Origin of the sequence: Burkholderia plantarii, assembly GCF_001411805.1 — a bacterium.
In the GTDB taxonomy this organism is placed as follows: Bacteria; Pseudomonadota; Gammaproteobacteria; order Burkholderiales; family Burkholderiaceae; genus Burkholderia; species Burkholderia plantarii.
On the sequence record NZ_CP007213.1, the window covers coordinates 3,498,925 to 3,519,682 of the forward strand.

At 69.6% G+C, this 20,758-nt stretch carries 18 protein-coding genes; 9 read left to right on the top strand and 9 right to left on the bottom strand.

Going from position 1 to position 20,758, the window contains the following annotated elements; translation table 11 throughout:
* Nucleotides 1-6: 6 nt before the first annotated feature.
* Nucleotides 7-1,764: a D-lactate dehydrogenase gene (gene dld, locus bpln_RS31665; RefSeq protein WP_055141023.1), complete on the bottom strand. Its 1,758-nt coding sequence runs from the start codon at nt 1,762-1,764 to the stop codon at nt 7-9.
* A 161-nt stretch (nt 1,765-1,925) separates the two neighbouring features.
* Between dld and bpln_RS31670 the strand changes: the two genes are divergently transcribed.
* The gene (locus bpln_RS31670; RefSeq protein WP_055141024.1) at nt 1,926-2,834 is read left to right on the top strand and encodes a LysR family transcriptional regulator; all 909 of its coding nucleotides are present in this window, start codon (nt 1,926-1,928) and stop codon (nt 2,832-2,834) included.
* Nucleotides 2,835-2,836: 2 nt separating this feature from the next.
* Here the strand turns inward: bpln_RS31670 and bpln_RS31675 are convergent, their stop codons facing one another.
* Nucleotides 2,837-3,346 carry an aconitase X swivel domain-containing protein gene (locus tag bpln_RS31675; RefSeq protein WP_055141025.1) on the bottom strand — a complete coding sequence of 170 codons (510 nt, stop codon included), beginning with the start codon at nt 3,344-3,346 and terminating at the stop codon, nt 2,837-2,839.
* On the bottom strand, nt 3,339-4,586 hold the full coding sequence (locus tag bpln_RS31680; RefSeq protein WP_055141026.1) for an aconitase X: 1,248 nt from the start codon (nt 4,584-4,586) through the stop codon (nt 3,339-3,341). Before bpln_RS31680 ends, bpln_RS31675 begins: the two co-directional genes overlap by 8 nt.
* A gap of 227 nt (nt 4,587-4,813) precedes the next feature.
* Between bpln_RS31680 and bpln_RS38230 the strand changes: the two genes are divergently transcribed.
* Nucleotides 4,814-4,948, top strand: a complete 135-nt coding sequence (locus tag bpln_RS38230) for a hypothetical protein (RefSeq protein ID WP_275472438.1) — start codon at nt 4,814-4,816, stop codon at nt 4,946-4,948.
* Between the two features lie 7 nt (nt 4,949-4,955).
* Here bpln_RS38230 and bpln_RS31685 read toward each other — a convergent pair whose 3' ends face one another.
* Nucleotides 4,956-5,873, bottom strand: a complete 918-nt coding sequence (locus bpln_RS31685) for a DMT family transporter (protein ID WP_055141027.1) — start codon at nt 5,871-5,873, stop codon at nt 4,956-4,958.
* Nucleotides 5,874-5,971: 98 nt separating this feature from the next.
* Between bpln_RS31685 and bpln_RS31690 the strand changes: the two genes are divergently transcribed.
* Nucleotides 5,972-6,763 carry an AraC family transcriptional regulator gene (locus tag bpln_RS31690; RefSeq protein ID WP_063891352.1) on the top strand — a complete coding sequence of 264 codons (792 nt, stop codon included), beginning with the start codon at nt 5,972-5,974 and terminating at the stop codon, nt 6,761-6,763.
* Between the two features lie 22 nt (nt 6,764-6,785).
* Here bpln_RS31690 and bpln_RS31695 read toward each other — a convergent pair whose 3' ends face one another.
* Nucleotides 6,786-7,598 carry an EAL domain-containing protein gene (locus bpln_RS31695; protein WP_055141028.1) on the bottom strand — a complete coding sequence of 271 codons (813 nt, stop codon included), beginning with the start codon at nt 7,596-7,598 and terminating at the stop codon, nt 6,786-6,788.
* Between the two features lie 350 nt (nt 7,599-7,948).
* Between bpln_RS31695 and bpln_RS37540 the strand changes: the two genes are divergently transcribed.
* From bpln_RS37540 to bpln_RS31710, 3 genes are all read left to right on the top strand, one after another.
* Entirely contained in the window at nt 7,949-8,524 is a 576-nt protein-coding gene (locus bpln_RS37540; protein ID WP_175937956.1) for a c-type cytochrome, read from the top strand.
* A gap of 426 nt (nt 8,525-8,950) precedes the next feature.
* Entirely contained in the window at nt 8,951-10,573 is a 1,623-nt protein-coding gene (locus bpln_RS31705) for a methyl-accepting chemotaxis protein (RefSeq protein ID WP_055141030.1), read from the top strand.
* Nucleotides 10,574-10,808: 235 nt separating this feature from the next.
* A complete protein-coding gene (locus tag bpln_RS31710; protein ID WP_042629040.1) occupies nt 10,809-13,463 on the top strand; it encodes a 2-oxoglutarate dehydrogenase E1 component in 2,655 nt (884 codons plus the stop codon).
* A gap of 88 nt (nt 13,464-13,551) precedes the next feature.
* Here the strand turns inward: bpln_RS31710 and bpln_RS31715 are convergent, their stop codons facing one another.
* Nucleotides 13,552-14,346 carry an SDR family oxidoreductase gene (locus tag bpln_RS31715; protein WP_055141031.1) on the bottom strand — a complete coding sequence of 265 codons (795 nt, stop codon included), beginning with the start codon at nt 14,344-14,346 and terminating at the stop codon, nt 13,552-13,554.
* 44 nt (nt 14,347-14,390) lie between these two features.
* On the opposite strand from bpln_RS31715, the gene bpln_RS31720 reads away from it, so the two are divergent.
* A complete protein-coding gene (locus bpln_RS31720) occupies nt 14,391-15,131 on the top strand; it encodes an AraC family transcriptional regulator (protein WP_055141032.1) in 741 nt (246 codons plus the stop codon).
* A 39-nt stretch (nt 15,132-15,170) separates the two neighbouring features.
* On the opposite strand, the gene bpln_RS31725 is transcribed toward bpln_RS31720, so the two are convergent.
* A complete protein-coding gene (locus tag bpln_RS31725; RefSeq protein ID WP_042629652.1) occupies nt 15,171-16,124 on the bottom strand; it encodes a chemotaxis protein in 954 nt (317 codons plus the stop codon).
* A 406-nt stretch (nt 16,125-16,530) separates the two neighbouring features.
* Between bpln_RS31725 and bpln_RS31730 the strand changes: the two genes are divergently transcribed.
* A complete protein-coding gene (locus bpln_RS31730; RefSeq protein WP_055141033.1) occupies nt 16,531-17,199 on the top strand; it encodes a flavin reductase family protein in 669 nt (222 codons plus the stop codon).
* Nucleotides 17,200-17,306: 107 nt separating this feature from the next.
* A complete protein-coding gene (locus tag bpln_RS31735) occupies nt 17,307-17,573 on the top strand; it encodes a DUF4148 domain-containing protein (protein ID WP_055141292.1) in 267 nt (88 codons plus the stop codon).
* A gap of 98 nt (nt 17,574-17,671) precedes the next feature.
* Here bpln_RS31735 and bpln_RS31740 read toward each other — a convergent pair whose 3' ends face one another.
* Entirely contained in the window at nt 17,672-19,225 is a 1,554-nt protein-coding gene (locus bpln_RS31740; protein ID WP_055141034.1) for a methyl-accepting chemotaxis protein, read from the bottom strand.
* Nucleotides 19,226-19,274: 49 nt separating this feature from the next.
* On the bottom strand, nt 19,275-20,381 hold the full coding sequence (locus bpln_RS31745; protein WP_055141035.1) for a porin: 1,107 nt from the start codon (nt 20,379-20,381) through the stop codon (nt 19,275-19,277).
* Between the last annotated feature and the right edge of the window lie 377 nt (nt 20,382-20,758).

Here is a 20,758-nt window from a genome sequence, read left to right on the forward strand (position 1 = left end):
TCACGATCACGCCGGGGTCTCCCGATAGTTCGCGAGCTTCGACATCTGGCCGATGCCGGGATTGAAGCAGTTGCACGGATCGAGCGCGCGATAGAAGCCGGCCAGCGCGGGCTTGGCCGGGTAGAGATGGCCGACGTTGTGCTCGGCCGGATACTCGGCGCCGCGGCGGTCGAGCAGCGTCCACATGCGGTGCTCGACGTCGAGGCAGTCATGGCCCTTCCTGACGATGTAGTCCTGGTGGAACACGTGGCAGAGGAAGTGGCCGTAGTAGAGCTTGATCGCGATGGTGTCCTCGATCTCGCGCGGCAGCGTCTCGACCCAGTCGCGATCGTTGCGGCGCAGCGCGATGTCGAGCGCGACGATGTCCTCCACGGTGTCGGCGTGGATGGCGCGGTAGCGCACCGCCGCGCCGGCCGCCGCGAAGCGGTGCAGGAACGCCTTGGCGCCTTCCCCGGCGGTACATTCGAACCAGTCGCCGGACGCATTGGCGAAGAACGCGGCGAGCCGCGTGCGCGCTTGCCCGGCGCCGTCGGCCGACACCTTCAGCATCAGGTGATGCTCGAAGCGGTCGCGAAACGCGTTCATGCGCGGCGGCAGATGGCTCGGGAACAGCCGGCTCGCGGCCTGCAGCACGCGGTCGCTCAGGTGCCGCGGCAGGAAGCCGAAGCGGCCGGCCAGCGCGTCGAAGCGGCTCTTCAGCGCGAACAGCGCCGGCAGCCGCGCGGTGCCGAGATGGTGGATCGCGAGGAAGGTGTCCTTGCCGTAGCGCTCGGCCACGTCGTAGGCGTCGCGATGCATGTACTCGCCCGAGATCGGCAGGTGCGCGAACTCGCCGAGCGCGATCCTGCGCAGCTCGGTCAGCTCGGCCGGATCATTGGTGCCGACGTAGAACACCCGGGTATCGCGCTCGGCCGCGAACGTGTCGAGCCGCACCGCGAACACCATCAGCTTGCCGGCCGAGCCCGACGCCTCGTGCAGGCGTCGCGGATCGGCGTTGTAGCGGGCCGGCGTGGCGGCATCGATGCGGCGCACCTCGTCGGCATAGCGATGGTCGGACGCGGCGCCCGCGTCGTGGCGCACGTCGGCGTCGGAGAACGCGCGGCGCCCGAGGCGTTCGAGCATCTCCTCCGGCGCGTCGCCGAGCTCGATGCCGAGATGGTTGACGAGCGCGAGCCGGCCCTGCTCGTCCACGCGCGCGAACACGGCCATCTCGGTGTAGGCCGGCCCGCGCCGTACCAGCGCGCCGCCCGAGTTGTTGCAGACGCCGCCGAACACCGAGGCGCCGATGCAGCTCGACCCGATCACCGAATGCGGCTCGCGGCCGAGCGGCTTGAGCACTTTCTCGAGCTGGTCGAGCGTGGCGCCGGGCAGGCACACCACCTGGCGGCCCTCGTCGATCACATGCACCGTCTTCATGCGCGTGGTGCTGACGATCACGATGTCGCGATCGTAGCCGTCGCCGTCCGGCGTCGAGCCACCGGTCAGGCCCGTGTTCGAGGCCTGCGTGATGACGGCCGCGCCGGCCGCGACGCAGGCTTCCAGCACGCGCCATTGCTCGACCAGCGTGCCCGGCCGCGCCACCGCCAGCGCGCGGCCGGTGCCGAAGCGGAAACCCGTGCGATAGCGGCGCGTGGCCGCCTCGCCCGTCAGCAGGTGGCGTGCGCCGACGATATCGCGCAACGCCGCCAGCAGCGCCGCGCCGCCGCGCCCGCCGGCGCCGTTCGCCGGGTTCGTCTGGTTCGTACCGTCCTTGCCTGCCGCCATCGTGCTCTCCGTCTGATCAAGGGCCGCGACGGGCGCCCTGCCGCCGGCCGGCCCATTCGCCGGTGCCGCGCATCGGTTCGCCCGTCGCATGAACGGCAGCTTAGAATTGCGCCGGCCATGAGTCCAATATCTTGACAACACGATTCGGAGACGAAAACGATATGGAATTTCGTCAGCTGCGTTATTTCCTGGCCGTTGCCGAGCATCTGCACTTCACCGAGGCGGCTGCCGCGCTCGGCATCGCGCAGCCGCCGCTGAGCCAGCAGATCCTCAAGCTCGAACGCGAGATCGGCACGCCGCTGTTCATCCGGCATCCGCGCCGCGTGGAGCTGACCGAAGCGGGCAGGCTGCTGCGCGAGCGCGCGCGGCGCCTCGTGGACGACGCGCAGCAGGCGCTGCTGGCCACGCGTGACGCGGGGCGCGGCGAGACCGGGCGGCTCTCGCTCGGCTTCGCCGGCTCGACGGTGTTCCATCCGGCGATCGCCCAGACCATGCAGCGCTTCCGGCATGCCTACCCGCGCGTGGCGGTGGGCTGCGAGGAGAGCAACAGCGTGGCGCTGCTGGAGAAGGTGGGCGCGGGCCGCATCGACGCCGCGCTGGTGCGCATGCCGCTGCAATGCGGCGAGCTGGTGGTGGAGCCGCTGGCGGACGAGGAGATGATCGCGGTGCTGCCGAACGGGCACCGGCTCGGCCGGCGCAAGCAGATCGACCTGGCCGACCTGGCCGGCGAACCGTTCATCGTGTTCCCGCGCGGCATCGGGCCGAACCTCTACGACTCGATCATCGGGGCCTGCCACGCGGCCGGCTTCGCGCCGTCGATCGGCATGGAATCGCCGCAGATCTCGTCGGCCGGCAATCTCGTGTCGGCCGGCTTCGGCGTGGCGATCGTGCCGGCCTCGATGCGGCAGGTGCAGGTGGCCGGCGTGTCGTTCCATGCGCTGCGGGGCCGCCCGCTCGCGACCGGCATCGCGCTGGTCCACCGGCCGCGCGAGCGCGCGCAGACGGTACGCAACTTCGTGCGGATCCTGCGGCAGCATCGGAGCGGCACCGGCAATACGGGCGCCGCCTGAGGTCAGCGCGGCGCCGTTTCCTCCAGATACACCATGGCGCCGCCCGTCCCTTCCGCCCCTTCCGCCGCCTCGATGCGAACCGCCCCGCGCGCGCCGGCCACGCGCTCGAAGTCGGCGGCGCTCAGGCACACCACCGGCACCGCCAGCGCATACAACTCCGCGGCGACGATCGCGCCGATCGAGATGATGAGGTCGCGCTCGCGCAGGATGATGCCGACCGGGCCGGTGCCGTTGCGGATCGCTTCGGCCAGCACGCTGCTGCTCGAACTCGAGCCTTTCGCGTGCGCCATCACCATGATCTTCCCGGCCAGCGTCGCGCCGTGCTGCGGATGCGTGCGGTCGATGATGCGTCCGGGCCCGGCGTCGTAGCCGCCCCAGAAGCTCAAGGGCTGTTCCAGCAGGATGGTTTGCGCGCGGACGCTGCCGTGGACGAGGACGTCGCCGGACAGGGCCACGGCGAATGCCGCGGTGCCGGCCGGTGCGGCGCGGACGATTTTCCGGACCTCATCCATGGAACCGCACCTTCCCTTCGTAGGCCGACTGCACGCACTCGCTCATGCTGCCGTAGGCGACGCTCACGCCGATGTTGGCCGGCGCATACGCGGCCCACTTCCCTGAATTCGTCATGACCAGCCCGCTCAGCTTTTTCATGACCGGCGTGATGTAGGTGCAGGTATCGACGACGATCTGGATACCGCGCGCCGCGAGTTGCTGCGCCAGGCCGATCTGCTCCAGCTCCCACAGGATGAAGCGGCTGGTGTTCACGTAGAAATCGGCGCGCGGCTTACCTTCGTGCGCTGCGAGCAGGCTCGCGAGCCGCCGGAATTCCGCCAGCGAGAAATGCGGCGTGCCGAGCGACACCGCCACGAGGTCATCGCCGTCGCGGCCGTTGTTCAGCGTGCCGCGGATCGCGTCGAGATCGGCCAGCGAGACGCTCAACTCCCGGAGCGGCGCCTGGTGTTGCAAGGCCGCGTCGAGCGTGGGCGCCTCGGGCGTCACGCCCACGGCATGGAACAGCGCCACTGCGCCGCTCGAGGCCGCGGCGGCGCCGAGCGCCTTCAGCTCGTCCTCGCTCGTGTCGTCGGGCAGGCCGACGATGACCGGCACCACGGCGCCGGCGATCCTGCCCACCAGCAGGCCGAGCGCCGCGAAATGGATGTCGCGCGACGGCAGACGGGAAAAATCCGCCACGCGAAACACGATCCGGCCGGCGCGGTTCGCGGTGACGTGCAGCCCCGCATGGGGCGCCCGCCCGGTGATCGCCGCGGCCAGATCGAGGAAATCGCCGTAGCGGCTGGTCCTCGCGCCCAACACCGAATTGGCGAAGACGATCGCGTTCGATTCGGCCCAGGCGATCTGATCGCCCTGGCGGGGACGGTGCTTCAGCTGGTACGGCGCGCAGGTGAAGCTGGACTCGCATCCGAGCAGCAGATGCGCGTCCATCAGGCGTCGCGCGTCACGCTGGATGGCGCGGTCGCCGTGATACAGCTCGGGATGGATCAGGTCCAGCGAGCCGACGTTCAAGGTCGTCGGCACCGCCACCCTCGCGCCGGCCGAGACGAACCGCTCGACGAAGTCGAGGCTGGTCTGGCCGTGATAGAGGCAGCCGTCGATATGCGCGGACGTGATGTCGATCAGGTCCGGCGCCGACATCACGTCCGCGGTTCGGGCGACGATACGCATCGCCCGGGCCGGGCCGTCACCCAGTTCGCCGCCCAGCATGGCCTTGTCGCGCTCGCTCAACCGCAGCATCCGTGCTCTCCCCCGTGTCGGTACGGGCAAGGCCCGTGTTCGATGTAGCGGGAATGTACAACTGGAACGGATTTCTGTCCATGCTGGTTTTTCACCGTCCACTTCTTGCACGGTCCGTCGAATTTTCCTGAACGAGAGGCGGCCGGCCTGGCTCAAGTGGATTGAAACGAAACCAGACTCGTTCGCCGTCGGCCTGCGTCTCCAGCGTCTTGCCGCCCCGTTCCGCCATGGCGAACATGACGGGGCGCGGCGCCCGGCCCGTGGCCGTCACGCGGTATCCCGGCGCGGTGGTCGGCATGGCCCACGAGATCACGCCCGGCCGGCGCGCCGTGCCGCCCCCCTGGATCCACGGGATCCCGTGAATTCACCTCACGCCCGCTCGCGCCATTGAGCGATCCACGCCTCGCCGTTCACGACCACCAGCCCCACGCACACGAACACCGCCCCCACCATGAACGCGGCGCTCAGTTGCTCGTTCAGCAGCACGACGCCCCACACCACGCCGAACAGCGGCGTCATGAACGACAGCACGCCGAGGCGCGCGGCCAGGTACCGGCGCAGCATCGTGAACCAGACCAGGAAACTCACGAAGCAGACGAACACGGTCTGAAAAATCAGACTGGTCCACAGCATCGGCGAGGCGTGAAAGCGCGTCTGGCCGAGCAGCATGGCGGCCGGCAGCAGGATCACGAACGCGCCGGCCAGCTGGTAGAACAGCGTCTGCGTGGCGGGGGCCTCGCTGATGCGGCTGGTGCGCACCGCCACCGTCGTCATGCCCCAGGCGGCGGCGCCGCCCAGGCCGAGCAGGTCGCCCAGCATCCAGGTGGTTCGCGCCGGCCCGTGGTCGAGCCACGCCGGCATCAGAAACGCGATCGCCACGCCGAGGAAGGCAAGCCCCATCCCGCTCCATTGCAGCCGGCTCATCCGCTCGTCGGGCAGGCGCAGATGCAGGCCGAGCGCCGCGAACAGCGGCGCCGTGTAGAGGAACACGACCATGTGCGATGCGCTGGTCCAGATCAGGCCCTGCGCCACGAACAGGAATTCGAGCGCGAACAGCAAGCCGACCACCACCGCCGACGGCAGCATCCGCCCCGTCAGCCAGCGGTCGCGCGCCACCACGCGCGCGTAAAGGAACACCAGCGCGGCGGCCGCGCCGGAACGCAGCGCGAGCTGGAAGATCGGCGCCGCGTCGGCCGCCGACGCCTTGACCGCCACCTGCTGCAGGCTCCACGTCATGCACAGCGCGACCATGACGAGTACCGCCCGACCGTCCACTGCCTTCCTCATCTGTGGCTATCCCGAACGAAACGGAGCACAGTATCGACCGAATCATTTAGCACGATATAGTGCGAAACCGACATTCGATCGAGCGAGGAAGCCAGCGCATGAAACGCGGCATACCGGCCCCCACCGCCCACCTGCGGCTGCCGCCGTTCACCGACGCGCTGCCGGCCCCGGTCTTCTTCCGGACCGAGCGCATGCCCGCGCACGCGACCTATCCGGTCCTGCGCCACACCTGGGGGGAGTTCGTCTATTCGTTCAGCGGGGTGACCGAGGTGAAGGCCGGCTCCGCGCACTTCATCGCGCCGCCGCATCTGGGTTTGTGGATCGCGCCGGAGGTCGAACACACGGGCTTCAATCATCACGAGGCCGTGCATTGCTCGGTCTACATCCGTCGCGACCTGTGCCACGGCATGCCCGACGATTCCTGCGCGGTGATGGTGAGCCCGCTGGTCCGCGCGATGCTCGAGCACCTGCGCGACCTGGCCGACACGCCGGAGCGGCGCGCCGCCCGCGCGCGGCTGCTGCGCGTGCTGGTCGATCAGCTCTCGACCTGCCGGACCACCGGCAGCTTCGTGCCCCACAGCGACGACGAGGAACTGAACCGGATCCTGCAGCTGCTGCGCGACGACCCGGCCGACAATCGCACCATCGCCGAACTGGCGGCCGTGGTGAAGCTGGGCGAACGCACGCTGATGCGCCGCTGCCAGGCCGAACTGGGGATGTCGCTGACGGAATGGCGCCAGCGCCTGCGCTTCGTGGCCGCGCTGCCGATGCTCAGGAGCGGGCGCAGCGTCGAATCGGTCGCCTTCGATCTCGGCTACGCGTCGTCGTCGGCCTTCATCGCGATGTTCCGGCGCCTGACGGGATCGAGCCCGAAGCGCTTCGTTGCGTGACGGGCGTGGCGCCCGGCACCCGTCACGCGCATGGCGCCGGCGCGGCCCCGGCCTGCCACTCGGCGCCGGGCGCGGACACCGAGTCGAACGCGGGCTTCGCGAACAGATAGCCCTGCATCAGCGAGACCCCATGCGCCGCGAAGAAATCGCGCTCGCCATTCGTCTCGACACCTTCGGCAATGATGCGCACGCCCATCTCGCGGCACATCGAGATCACGCCCCGCACGATGCTTTGCCTCGCGGCATTGGTGTCGATGCCGCGCACCAGATCCATGTCCAGCTTGACGAGGTCCGGCTGGAAGTCGGCCAGCAGCGTCAGCCCGGAAAATCCCGCGCCGAAGTCGTCGATCGCGGTCTGGAATCCGAAGCTGCGATACGACCGGAAAATGTTCACCAGATGCGAGCGGCCGAGGATGTTCTCGCCCTCGACCGTTTCGAAGATGATGCGATCGCTCGGGAACCGGAATTTCTCGGCGGCTTCGAGCGTGCTGCGGATGCAGGCCTCCGGCCGATAGACGGCGTTCGGCATGAAATTGATCGAGAGATGCCCGTCGATGTTCAGCGCCGCGGCCTGTTCGATGGCCGAGGTCCGGCAGAGCTGGTCGAAGTGATAGCGATTGGCCTCGTCGACCTTTTCGAGCACCGACGCGGCCGGCTCGCCGTTGGGGCCGCGAACCAGCGCCTCGTGCGCGTAGGCGGTGCCGGTGCCGGTGTCGACGATCGGCTGGAACGCGAACCTCAGTTTTCCGAACTGACCGGACGGCGTCCGGCAGCCGGTGCATTGGGCCGGCGCGGCGCTGTCCCCCGGCTGGATGAGGATGGGTTTGTCATTCATGCAATCTCCGATGACGCGCAGGACTGGCGTGCTGATCTACGTCTTATCGGCCGGAAACGCGGCAAGCTTGACCGTACCGGCATCGGCGGCCGGGCGCGGGCGCCCGCGCCGGCGGCGCTCGTCGGGCAGGGCGCCTGTCTCGCGCGGGCCGGCGACTGCATGGCCCGTCACGGCGTCACGGGCCGCCAGCCCTGCACGGGCGGCCTGCCGATCGCGAGCGGCATCGGCACGATCGACTCGATCAACATCAGCCGGACCGGCGGGCGGGGATCGGCCACTACACCGAGCCGCAGTTCGCGGCCGCGCCGCGCCGCGGGATCCGGGCCGACGGCTCGCGCCTGTATCCGGCGATGCCGTATCCGTTCCGCGCGACGATCCCGGACAGCGACATCCACGCGCCCTACACGGACTTCATGCGCGGCGCCGCGCCGAGGCGCATGAACGCCGCCGATCCGCCGGGCCTGGTCGCGGTGATCCTGCGCGGCGCGCCCCCGCCGTCCACCGCCGCCGCGCCCCCGTCGCTGCCGATGCCGGACTTCGCCGGCCGCCTGAACGACGACGAGCTCGCGCAGCTGGCGACGTTCGTGCGCGGCAGCTGGACCAACCACGCGGCGCCGGTGAGCGCCGGCCAGGTCGCGAAGCCACGCGAGGCGCGGGCCGGCAAGCCGTGGCCGGCGGCCCGCGCCTCGCCGATCTCGCCATCGCCCCGTACCGCCGCGGGGCGATGGCCAGGGTTCACGCGCCCGTTGCGGCGCATCACGCGGCGAGCCCCGGGCCCGTCGCGCCCCCCCAGCCCGACGCCACCCCGGAACATGCCGGCGGCTTCACGCGCTTGGGCGAAATCGATCGAAATCCCTTACCGCCCGGAAGATTCGGCGGTTTCACTCGAACCTTCGTTCGGCCTCCGACGCAATCCCCCCACATAGGTTTCTTTCGAATGCATGCGGCAATTTGCCACATAAAAAATAGCTCTCCGTATTCATGGATAAATCGAGTCGCGATCGAATTCTTATTCACGATAAAGGTGAACGAACGACCAGACCGGCATGAACAAAGGCCGCCGTCGTTATTGCGCCGCATTGCGACAAAAATCGGGCGCGCCGCGTCATTGGCTTGGCCAAAAAAAATTTAAAGATTTTCTTCCCCTGCCGTAAACACGCCTGAGAGATAGTGCTCGGGGCCTGCAGTTTCTTCAGCCGCTCGATCGCGTGTCCGTGCCGGGACATCTGTGATCGCGCATCGAGCCGAATTCGCCATCGACGGCTGATAAGGACAGGTCGCCATCGGCATGGGTTCGGTCCCTGGAGAAAGGAATGCACTAGTAACAAGCATCCTTGACAAGGAAATGCACCATGAAAATTTCCGACCTGAAAATCGGGGTTCGTCTAAGCGCGGCGTTCGGAATCGTCGTCGTGCTGCTGATCGGCACCACGCTGCTCGGCATCGGCCATATCGAATCGAGCGTGGACCGGATGAACGGCATCGTCGGCCAGCGTTATTCGCTGATCGCCACGAGCACCCAGATCAAGAACAACGGCTACAAGGCCAATGCCATTCTCAGCAACCTGCTGCTGGCCACCAATGCGGATCAGGCGAAAAAGTACATGGATGACTATGCCGTCATCCGCAAATTGAACGCCGACACCTACGCGAAATTCGAAAAGCAGCTGACCGACGAGCCAAGCCGCGCGCTGTTCAAGAGCCAGTTCGAGGCGCGCAGCGCCTATGGCCAGAGCGTCAAGAAATTCTTCGAGCTGGTGGCCGCCAACGACCACGACGGCGCGCGCGATCTCTACCAGGGCGACATGGCGCGCCTGCAGGACGATTACTACACGCTGGTCGACAAGATGGTGGACTTCCAGGCCGGCGAGATGAACAACGACGTCGCCAATGCCACCGCCGACGGCCGTCGGGCCAAGCTGCAGATGGGCGTGATCGCGCTCTGCGCGCTGCTGGTGTCGGTGCTGACCGGCTGGTTCATCACGCGCAGCATCACGCGGCCGATCAACGGCGCGGTGGCGCTGGCCGAGGCCGTGGCGAGCGGCGACCTCACGCACCGGCTCGACGTGACCGGCCGCGACGAGGTCTCGCGCCTGCTGGCCGCGCTCGGCAGGATGACCGAGAGCCTCAACACCATCGTCGGCAACGTGCGCGGCGGCACCCACGCCATCACGCTGGCCTCGCAGGAAGTCGCGAGCGGCAACATGGATCTGTCCACGCGCACCGAGCAGCAGGCGAGCGCGCTGGAACAAACCGCCGCCGCGATGGAACAGCTCACCTCCACCGTCAAGCACAACGCCAGCAACGCGCAGCAGGCCAACCAGATCGCCGGCGACGCCTCGGCGGTGGCCGTGAAGGGCGGCGAGGCGGTGGACCGCGTGGTGCAGACCATGAACGCGATCGATGCATCGTCGCGCAAGGTGGTGGAGATCATCAGCGTGATCGAGGGCATCGCGTTCCAGACCAACATCCTCGCGCTGAACGCGGCCGTGGAAGCGGCGCGCGCCGGCGAGAACGGGCGCGGCTTCGCGGTGGTGGCGGGCGAGGTGCGCAGCCTCGCGCAGCGCAGCGCGGTGGCGGCCAAGGAAATCAAGACGCTGATCGACGATTCGGTGAGCCACGTCGGCTTGGGCACCGGCATCGTCGAGCAGGCCGGCGAGACGATCCGGCAGGTCGTCAAGAGCATCACGGCGGTGTCGTCGATCGTCAACGAGATGAGCGCGTCGAGCCGGGAGCAGAGCGACGGCATCGAGCAGATCAACCACGCCATCACGCAGATGGACCAGGTCACGCAGGAAAACGCGGCACTGGTCGAGGAAAGCGCGGCCGCCGCCCAGGCGCTGCGCAACCAGGCCGACGCGCTGACCGGCACCGTGGCCGCGTTCCGGCTCGACGGCGACGCGCGCCGCCCCGGCGCCGCGATGGCCCGCCCTTCACAACAGGCAGCCCTCATGCCGCTGCTCTCTCCGACCTGAGAGCCGGTTGATCAATCAGAGGTGACCGGCATCAGAGACGGAGACACGGCCCGCGCACGGGCCGATGACGTATGACGGAGCGTCGTGGCAAAGCAAGGCAGGCGCTCCGGCCGGATCGCCATCCGTTGGTACGCCCATTTCTGTCGAATTGGTTCGGGAATGGTCAGGGAAGGCGCGTGCCGGAGTCCGGATGACGAGATTCGATTAACCGATTCTGTCCATACAGGCACTCGTCATGTTCAGCCGATATCCCGAATACGCGACACCCGCCGGTTTTGTCCACACCGAGGTGCGAGACGCTTCGCAAAGCGCGAAGCCCTTGCTGATCGGCCGTTTCGTCGATGCGCACCGCCACGCCGGCTACCGCGTGGCCGACATCGATCCGCTCAGGCTCGCCCCGCCGCCCCACGTCCCCGAACTCGATCCGGGCTTTCACGGGCTCACGCCCGACGAGCCGCTCGACACGCCGCTGGTCGGCTTCGAGACGGCGCGCACCGTCGGCGAGCTGGAGCGGCAACTCAAGCATCGCTATTGCGGCGCGCTCGCGCTCGATTGCAGCGGCGTGCGCGATGAAACGCGACGACGCTGGCTGTTCGGCCGGCTCGAGTCCGGCGAGGCGAACCGCGCGCCGGCGCCCGAGCGGCGGCACGCCGTGCTGGCCCAGCTGCTCGCGGCCGAAACCTGGGAGCGCACCGTGGCCGGGCGCTTCGCCGGCGCGAAGCGCTTCTCGCTCGAAGGCTGCGAGAGCCTGATCCCGCTGCTCGGCGCCGTGATCGACACCGCCGGCCGCCATGGCGTCAGCCGGCTGTTCCTCGGCCTGCCGCATCGCGGCAGGCTCAACGCGCTCGTCAACGTGATGGGCGTGAGCGCGACGGAGATCCTGGCCCGGCTCGACCCCGACTCGACGCTCGCCGCGACGCAGGCCGACCTGCCCTACCACCTCGGCGGCGTCGCCCGCCGGCCCACGCCGCACGGCGAGATCACGGTGCAGCTGGCGCACAACCCGTCGCATCTGCAAAGCGTCTACCCGGTGGTGGTCGGCATGGCGCGCGCCCATCAGGACGCGCACGGCGAGGCCGCCTGCCTGCCGGTGGTGGTGCATGGCGATGCCGCGTTCGCCGGCCAGGGCGTCGTGAGCGAGACGCTCAACCTGGCGCGCAACGCCGGTTATTCGCCGGCCGGCACCCTGCATGTGATCGTCAACAACCAGATCGGCTTCACCACGCCGAACCGCATGGACGCCGAGGCGCACGCCTATTGCACCGACGTGGCGCGCGGCGTCGACGCGCCGGTGGTGCGCGTCAACGCCGACCGGCCGGACGAGGTGCTGCACGCCGTGGCGATCGCGTTCGACTACCGGATGACCTTCCACGCCGACATCGTGATCGACCTGATCGGCTATCGCCGCCTCGGCCATTCCGAGCACGACATCCCCGCGCTCACGCAGCCGGTGCTGCAGGCCGCGATCGGCGCGCATCCGGGCGTGGTCGAGCTGTATCACGCCTCGCTCGACGGCGTGGCGCCGCTCGACGCGCTGCGCGAGGCGGCCGCGCAGGCGCTGCTGCGCGAAGGCGACGACGAGGCACCGCCTTCGGCCGATCCCGCCGCCCACGCCGCCGCGCGGCCGCTGCACGCGCTGTCGCCCGCGCGGCTGCGCGCGCTGACCGATGCGCTCACGCGCGTGCCGCCCGGCGCGCGCATCCACGAGTTCGTCGCCCGGCTGATCGGGCGCTGGCGCGAGACGGCCGCCGGCGACGCAAACCAGGTGGACTGGAGCTTCGCCGAGAACCTGGCCTACGCGTCGCTGCTCGACGACGGCTTCGGGGTCCGGCTCTCGGGCATGGACGTCGGGCGCGGTACCTTCATGCACCGGCAGGCCGTGTGGCATCTGCAGGACGGCGGCGCCAACGCCGGCGAACTGCACACGCCGCTCACCGCGATCGCCGCGCATCAGGGCAGGTTCGACATCGTCAATTCGCCGCTGACCGAGGAAGCCGTGCTCGGCTTCGAGTACGGCTACAGCGTCGCGGCGCGCGACGCGCTGACGATCTGGGAAGCGCAGTTCGGCGATTTCGTGAACGGCGCGCAGGTGTTCGTCGATCAGTACATCGCGGCCGGCGAGCAGAAGTGGGGCTACCGATCGCGGCTGACGGTGCTGCTGCCGCACGGACACGAGGGCGTCGGTCCCGAGCATTCGAACGGCTATCTCGGCCGCTTCCTGCAACTGTGCGCGGACGACAACCTGCGCGTGGTGTGCCCGTCCACCTCGGCGCAGTGGTTCCACCTGCTGCGCGGGCAGGCGGCGGCGCGGCAGCCGAAGCCGCTCGTCGTGATGTCGCCGAAATCGCAGCTGTACGGCAACGCGCGTTCGCACTCGACCGTGGCCGATCTGCTCGACGGCACGTTCGCCACCGTGATTCCGGACGCGTCGGTGGTCGATCCGGCATGCGTGAGGAAGGTCGTGCTGTCGAGCGGCAAGTTGCATTACGCGCTGCGGGAAGCCCGTGACGCGGCCGGCGATGCCGGCGTCGCGCTGGTGCGTGTCGAACAGCTCTATCCGTTCCCGCAGCTGGAGCTGGCCTGCGCGCTCGCCGCGTTCGGCAACCTGGAGACGGTCGTCTGGGCGCAGGAGGAGGACGTGAACCAGGGAGCGTGGCGGTTCGTGCGCGACGAGCTGGAAGCGGTGCTGCCGGCGGGCTGCCGCCTGAGCGCGGTGTGCCGGACGCTGACGGCGGCGGGCGCGCACTCCTCCGTGCGTGCGCATCAGGCCGAGCAGCAGCGGCTGGTGGCGCAGGCGCTCGGGCCTCGCGAGGCCGTGATCGGGACCGACGCGGCGCCGACCGTTGCCGGAGCCGCCGAGCCTGCCGTGGAAGCCGCCGTCCACGATTGACGCGCGCCACGCGCGTGGTCTGAAGGCTGCCCCGTGACGCGTCATGAGCCGTCACGGGGCGTCACGCTACCGGCGCCGGCGTCCGCCCTCACTCGTATCCCGCCGCGTTGTCACGGTGCATCAGCGCGACCGAGCGGCTCGTCTGCTTCAGCAGCAAGCGCGGCGCGAGCCGGCTGCCGAGCTTCAGCACGTTCGCGAGGCCGGGCCGGATCTCCAGCACGTCGCGGCGCAGCCCCGCGAGCGCGCGGTCGGCCAGCGTCGCCACCGGCATCGGCTTGACGCCGGCGGTTTCCTCGGTCGAGAAGTCGCCATGGAACAGCGGCGTGTCGGTGCCCGGCGGCGCCAGTTCGAACACCCGGATCGCCGTGTTCGACAGTTGCGCGCGCAACGACAGCGTGAACGCGTGGACCGCCGCCTTGCTCGCGCTGTAGACGGGCGAGATCGGCATCGGCACGAACGCGAGTCCCGACGAAACGTTGACGATCGCCGCGTTCGGCCGCCGCTTCAGGTGCGCGATGAACTGCAGCGACATCCAGATCGTGCCGTTCAGGTTGGTCTGCACCTCGCGCGTCACGTCGGCCAGGTCGAAGCCGGGCCGCTGCAGGTCGAGCTTGCGCATGATGCCGGCGCAGTTGATCAGCTGGTTGGTGGCGGGAAATGCCTGCAGCACCTGCTCGTGCAGCCGTCGCACCTGGTCGGGGTCGCCGACGTCGGCGCGCAGCGCCGCAAGCCCCGGCAGCCGCTCGCGCAGCGCCGCGAGCGCGGCCTCGTCGCGCCCCGCCACGATCACGCGGTTGTCGAGCGCATGCAGGCGCTCGGCCAGCGCGAGGCCGATGCCCGAGGTGCCGCCGGTGATCAGGATCGTGTTGCCGGAAAGCTTCATGATGGGGTTCCGTCGGGAAGGTCGCGCGTCCGGCTCACAGGTACATGCAGGGCGAGAAGCAGGTCACGCTCGGCGAGCGGACGTTTAGGTATGCCGAGCAACACGCGCTGGTAGTGAGCCTGGAGCTGCCGCTGCTGGGCGGTGTCACGCGCGCGAGCCGCAGCGCGCCGTATCTCGGCTTCATCCTCGAGTTCGACCTGCGCATCATGCGCCATGTGATCGACACGCTGCGGCTGCCGGTGCCGCGCGGCGGCGAGGCGTCGCTCGGGTTGTTCGTGGACGAGATGGACGACGCGCTGATCGGCTGCCTCACGCGCCTGATCGAGGCGCTGCCGGTGCCGCACGCGGCGCAGCTACTTTATCCCGGCATCATGACCGAGATCTGCTTCCGGCTGCTCACCGGCCGCAACGCCGAGTCGGTCGGCCGTTTCGCGCTGCCGCACGGCCACACGCAGCGCATCGCCGATGCGATCGCCGCGCTGCGCACCAATTTCTCGAGCCCGGTGCGCATCGAGCAGCTGGCCTCGGTGGCCGGCATGAGCGCGTCGTCGTTCCATCAGCACTTCAAGGCGCTGACCTCGATGACGCCGCTGCAATACCAGAAGCAGCTGCGCCTGCTCGAAGCGCGCAACCTGATGACGGCCGAGGCGCTCAACGTGACCGACGCCGCGCTGCAGGTCGGCTACGAAAGCACCTCGCAGTTCAGCCGCGAATACAAGCGCATGTTCGGCACCACGCCGAAGCGCGACGCGCTGGAGGCACGCCAGCCGGCCGGCGTGCGCTGAGCACGACGGCCGGCGTACCCGACGCGGGTCGGGGCGCGCTCAGGCGGCCAGCGCCTTGCGGATCGCGGCCGACAGTTCGGCCGGCGCGAACTTCGTGATGTAGCCGTTGGCGCCGGCATTGCGCGCGTGCGCCTCGTTGGCGTTGCCGGTCAGCGACGAGTGGATGATGACGGGAATGTGGCGCAGGCGCTCGTCGGCCTTGATCTTGCGCGTCAGCATGAAGCCGTCCATCTCGGGCATTTCCAGATCGGTGATGACGAGCGAGACCTTGTCGCGCACCGGCACGTTTTCCTGCGTGGCTTCGTCGGCGAACTTCTGCAGCATGTTCCAGGCCATTTCGCCGTTCGAGGCGATCACGTGCGGCGCCTCCAGCGCCGTGAGCGCCTGGTCGATCAGCGCGCGCGCGAAGCCGGAATCGTCGGCCGCCAGGATGCAGCCGCCGGCGGTGCGCACCGCGTCGCCCACGTCCTCGCGCTTGACGTCCTCGTGCTGTTCGGGGAACACGTCGCGCATCACCTGCTCGACGTCGAGCAGCTGGGCCAGCTGGGTCTTGCCGTTGCCGGCGTCGATCCGCGCGATGCCGGTGACGTAGCCGGCCGTGCCGCTGGTTTCCGCGCTCAGCACTTCCTTCCATTCGAGCCGGATGATGTCCTCGACTTCCTCGACGGCGAACGCCTGCGTGCCGCGCGAGAACTCGGTGACCAGCAGGATCGCCGGCACCTTGTCGGAGGTCGAGCCGATCAGCGAGGCGAGGTCGATCACGGGAATGATCTGGCCGCGAATGTCCACCGCGCCCACGAAATGCGCCGGCGAGCCCGCGATCGGCGTGACTTCGGGCATGGAAACGATTTCACGAATCTTGAACACGTTGATGCCGTACAGCGCGCGCGCGGTGCCAGGCCGGGGCTGTCCCAGACGAAACAAAAGGAGCTCCAGACGGTTGTTGCTGGTCAGCGTGGTTCGTTCGTCAACGCTTCGTTCCATCGTCTTCATCATATGCATTCTCGAAAGAAACTCGGCTGCCCGGCGGCCGGGCGGCCCGATTCGCGCCGCCCCCTGGTCCGCACGCGATGGCCAGGCCCCGCGCCCCACCCCGGCCTCGACGGCGGAGTGGGTCATTCGGGTACCTTATGAAAGGGATATCGGCAGTGACGCCGGGAAGCTTGAATCCGGGTCGACACGGAGGCGCGGATGCGGCAGTTTTTTCCGGCTTTCGTCACAGGAATGCGGGTGCGCGATCCGCGAGCGCGGGGAACCGGCTGCCGGGCCGCCCGTGGGACCAGCAGTCCGGCCGCCACGACGCGACATGGCGCGCCGAATGCGACGGCAAGAACCGGAGCGCCCGCCGGCGCCGTGCCCGGCATGCTGGGCGACATCCACCACCCACCGGGAGTCAACCATGCATGTCGCCGCCCATCCGTCGATCCTCTACTTCGGCACGCCCGTCGCGCTGCTGTCCACCGTCAACGAGGACGGCTCCGCCAACCTCGCGCCGATGTCGTCGGTGTTCTGGCTCGGCTGGCGCTGCTATCTCGGCCTGCAGGGCATGTCGAAGACCACCGGGAATCTGCGTCGCACCGGGCAGCTCGTCATCAATCTGCCATCCTCGGCGCAGGTCGCGGCCGTGGACCGGCTCGCGCGCGTCACCGGCACCGAGCCGGTGCCCGACGACAAGCTCACGCGCGGCTACCGCTTCGTGAAGGACAAGTTCGGGCTGGCGGGCCTCACGCCCGTCGCCGCCGACACCGTGCAGGCGCCGCGCGCCGCCGAATGCCCGATCCAGCTGGAGGCCGTGCTCGAGCACGAACACGGCTACGACGCGCACGGCCCGCTGGCCGGCTACATCGCCGTGCTGGAAGCGCGCATCACGCGCGTCCACGTGGACGACTCGCTGCTAATGGACGGCCACCCGAACCGCATCGATCCGGACAAGTGGCGCCCGCTGATCATGAGCTTCCAGCAGTTCTACGGCCTCGGTGAAAAGGTTCACGCCTCGCGGCTCGGCGAGATCGAGGAGGCGCTGTACCGCACGCCCGATTTCGAGCGCGCGATGGCGCAGGCGTCGTGATGCGGCGGATAACATTTCGGTAATCCGCGCGTCATCGCGGCGTGGCCGCGGCGCGAGCAGAATGGGGCTCGCGCCGTCGGCACGAAGCGGCGAACGAGGAACCGACGATGACCCCACTGAACCGGACGGCGCGCGCCGCCGTCCTGCTGATGCCCCTGCTGCTGCATGCGCCGGCCGGCCATGCCGCGACCACGCGCGCCGCCGTGCGCGCCGAGCTGGCCCGGCTCGAACAGGCCGGCTACGAGCCGGCGCTGCGCGAGCCGCTCGATTTTCCGGCCGACATCATGGCGGCGCAGGCGCGGCTCGCGGCCTCGGCGGCGCCCGCGCCGGCACCGGCTGCCGTCGGGCTGGCCGGCAGTGCGGGCAAGCCGTAGGCCGGTCTGCGGCCCCGGATGGACGCATCGGCAACCCACGCATCGCCATGACGCGCACGGACACGCCAACTGTCCGCGCGCCGCCGCCTCGACCGGCTTCATCCCACGACACGAAACGCCGACACCGCCCGCCTCAGGTGCCGCCCCTGCTCGTCAAGCGCCTTCGAGGCGGCCGCCGCCTGTTCGACGAGCGCCGCGTTGTGCTGGGTAACGTCGTCCACCTGCGCGAGCGCGAGGCCGATCTGCCCGATGCCGCGGCTCTGCTCGGCCGACGACGCGGCGATCTCGCCGACGATGCCGCTCACCCGCGCGATCCCCCGCGTGACCTCGTCCATCGCCTGCCCGGCCGCATCGGCCAGCCGCGCGCCGTCGCCGACGCGCCGCGTCGATTCGGCGATCAGCGCGTTGATCGCCTTGGCCGCCTGCGCGCTGCGCTGCGCGAGCGCGCGCACTTCACCCGCCACCACCGCGAAGCCACGCCCCTGCTCGCCGGCGCGCGCGGCCTCCACCGCCGCGTTCAGCGCGAGGATGTTGGTCTGGAACGCGATGCCCTCGATGATGCCGGTGATGTCGGCGATCCGGCGCGAACTCTCGCGGATCTCGCCGATGGTGCGCACCACCTGTCCCACCGTGTCGTTGCCGCGCCGCGCGATGCCCGAGGCGTCGAGAGACAGCGCGCTGGCCTCGCTCGCGTGCCCGGCGTTGTGGCGCACCGCGGCGCTGACCTGCTCCATGCTGGCCACCGTTTCCTGCAGCGAGGCGGCCTGCCGCTCGGTGCGCGCCGACAGGTCGGCGTTGCCGGCCGCGATCTGCCGCGCGCCGCTGGCGATGCCCTCGGCCGAGGCGCGCACGCTGCCGATCAGCGCGAGCAGCGCCGCGCGCATCGCGGCCATCGAGGCCAGCACGCTGCCGTCGGGCGCGCGCGCCGCGCCGGCCACCTCGCCGAGATCGCCGGCCGCGATCCGCGAAATCGCGGCCGACAGTGCCGCCGGCTCGGCGCCGAGCGTGCGCACGATGCTGCGCGAGGTGGCCAGCGTGAGCAGCGTGACCACCGCGCCGAGCGCGAGCAGCGCGGCCAGCGAGCGGCCGAGCAGGCGGTGATAGGCGGCCCGGACGTCGTCCTGATAGGCGCCCGCGATCAGATCCCAGCCCCACGGGCCGAAGCGCTGCACGTAGCCGAGCTTCGGGCTCGGCCCGCTCTCGCCCGGCTTCGGCCACCAGTATTCGAGGAAGCCGCCGCCCGCGGGCGAGGCGCCCGCCGCCGCGATCGCGCGGTACAGCGCGAAGCCGCGCGCGTCGCGCCACCCCGACATGTCCCGGCCGTCCAAGGCCGGCGAGGTCGGATGCATCACCATCACCGAGTTCGCGCCCACGATCGTCACGTAGCCGTCGCCGCCGTAGCGCAGGTCCGCGATGCGCGCGATCGCCTCGCGGCGCGCCGCGTCGGCATCGAGCCGGCCGGCCCGCGCCTCGCGTTCGAGCCCCTGCGCGATCGAGGCCGCCATCAGCACCACGTTGCGCAGGTCGGCGCGGCGCTCGCCCAGTTGCAGCTCGCGCGCCTGCCACGCGCTCCAGGCCGCCAGCGCCAGCAGGCCCAGCCACGCGAGCGCGAGCGGCAGCCACAGCCGGCCGCGAAGCGTCATCTTGTCCATCGGAAACCCCGCAAGGTGATCGGTCGAGGATGCGAGCCGGGCCGGCCGGTCAGAACACCGTGCGCAGGCTCAGGCTCGCGCCGAAGTTGTTGGCCTTTCCGCCGAACGTCAGCGGCCCGTTCGGATCGTTGACCGAGGCGCCCGCCAGATGGCTGTGATCGACTTCGACATAGACGTCCGTGCGCTTGCTGAGCAGGTAGTCGACGATCCCGTAGGCGGTCTGGATCGTGCCGCTGCGGCCCGGCGCGACGTTGTTGGCGTGGTCGTAGGCATACGAGCCGATCAGGCGCCACTGGGGCGCGAGCTGCCAGGTCGCGCCCACCCGCACGAACACGTCGTCGCGCGCGCTGGTCTGGGCGCCGAACGCGGTGGTGACGTTGCTGATCAGGCTGGTGTTGGCCAGCGCGCCGCCGCTGTTGTTCGCCGCCACGCTGAAGCCGGCGTCGCGGCGCGCGTCGATGCCGTACAGGTAGAGCCCGAGCGGCCCCCACGCGTAGGTGCCGCCGAGCGAGCCGGCCACCAGCTTGTGGCCGCCGCCGTCCTTCGATTCGGCGCCGGCGATGCCGAGCTTGCCGCCGCCGAAGCGGTAGAACAGCGACGCGCTGGTGGTGCTGCCCGACACGGCGCTGCCCGGCTGGCCGCCGAACGCATGCTGCACGCGCAGCGTGAGCGGGCCGAGGCTGTTCTCGTACTGCAGCGTGTTGTCGAAGCGGATGCCGACCAGGAACAGCGACCAGTCGGTCGCGTTGATGTTGCCGCCGCCGATCGGATCGAAGTTGAACGCGTAGAAATCGTAGAGCCCGCCGTACTGGCGCCCGAGCTTCACGGTGCCGAGCCGGTCGTCCTGCAGCCCGACCCAGGCGAAGCGGCCGAACAGTTGCTGTTGCTGGTCCGACTTGCCGTTGGCGATGTTGAAGCCCGCTTCCAGCTGGAAGATCGCGCGCGTGCCGCCGCCCAGCTCCTCCGTGCCCTTGAAGCCGAAGCGGTTGCCGTTCACGGCCCCTTCGTTGACGCCCACCGTGTTGCCGGTGGCCGAGGTCTGGAAGCGGATCGCCTCGTCGATCAGGCCGTACATCGTCACGCTCGACTGCGCATGCGCCACGCCGCAGCCGAGCACCAGTCCCGCCACCCCCATCCTGCCGATGAATTTTTTCATTCGTATTCCTGATTGAACCATTCAGGCCGCGCCGTCGCGTCGATGTTCCGCCGAGTCGTGCGGCTCTCGCCCGCCGGCCCCGCGAACGCGCATGCGTCCACGCCGGCGACCCCTGCCCCGCGCCGCGGGCGGGCCCGGTCGCCCGGCCCGCCCGCGATGCACCCCGAGCACGACGGATTTTGTTGCAGCACCCGGAGCAGGTCGAACTCGAAAATTAAATCGGGCGTATAAGGATTTTGAATACCGGGGGCGGGGGAACAGCTTGGTCAATGCGAGGCGGGTTCGCCACCGCCTTCGTGAGGGCGCAAACCGGCGCCTGACCGCCCCCGATCGGTGCGTTCACGACAACGAGAATTTTCGTCAACGACGCGAGCGAT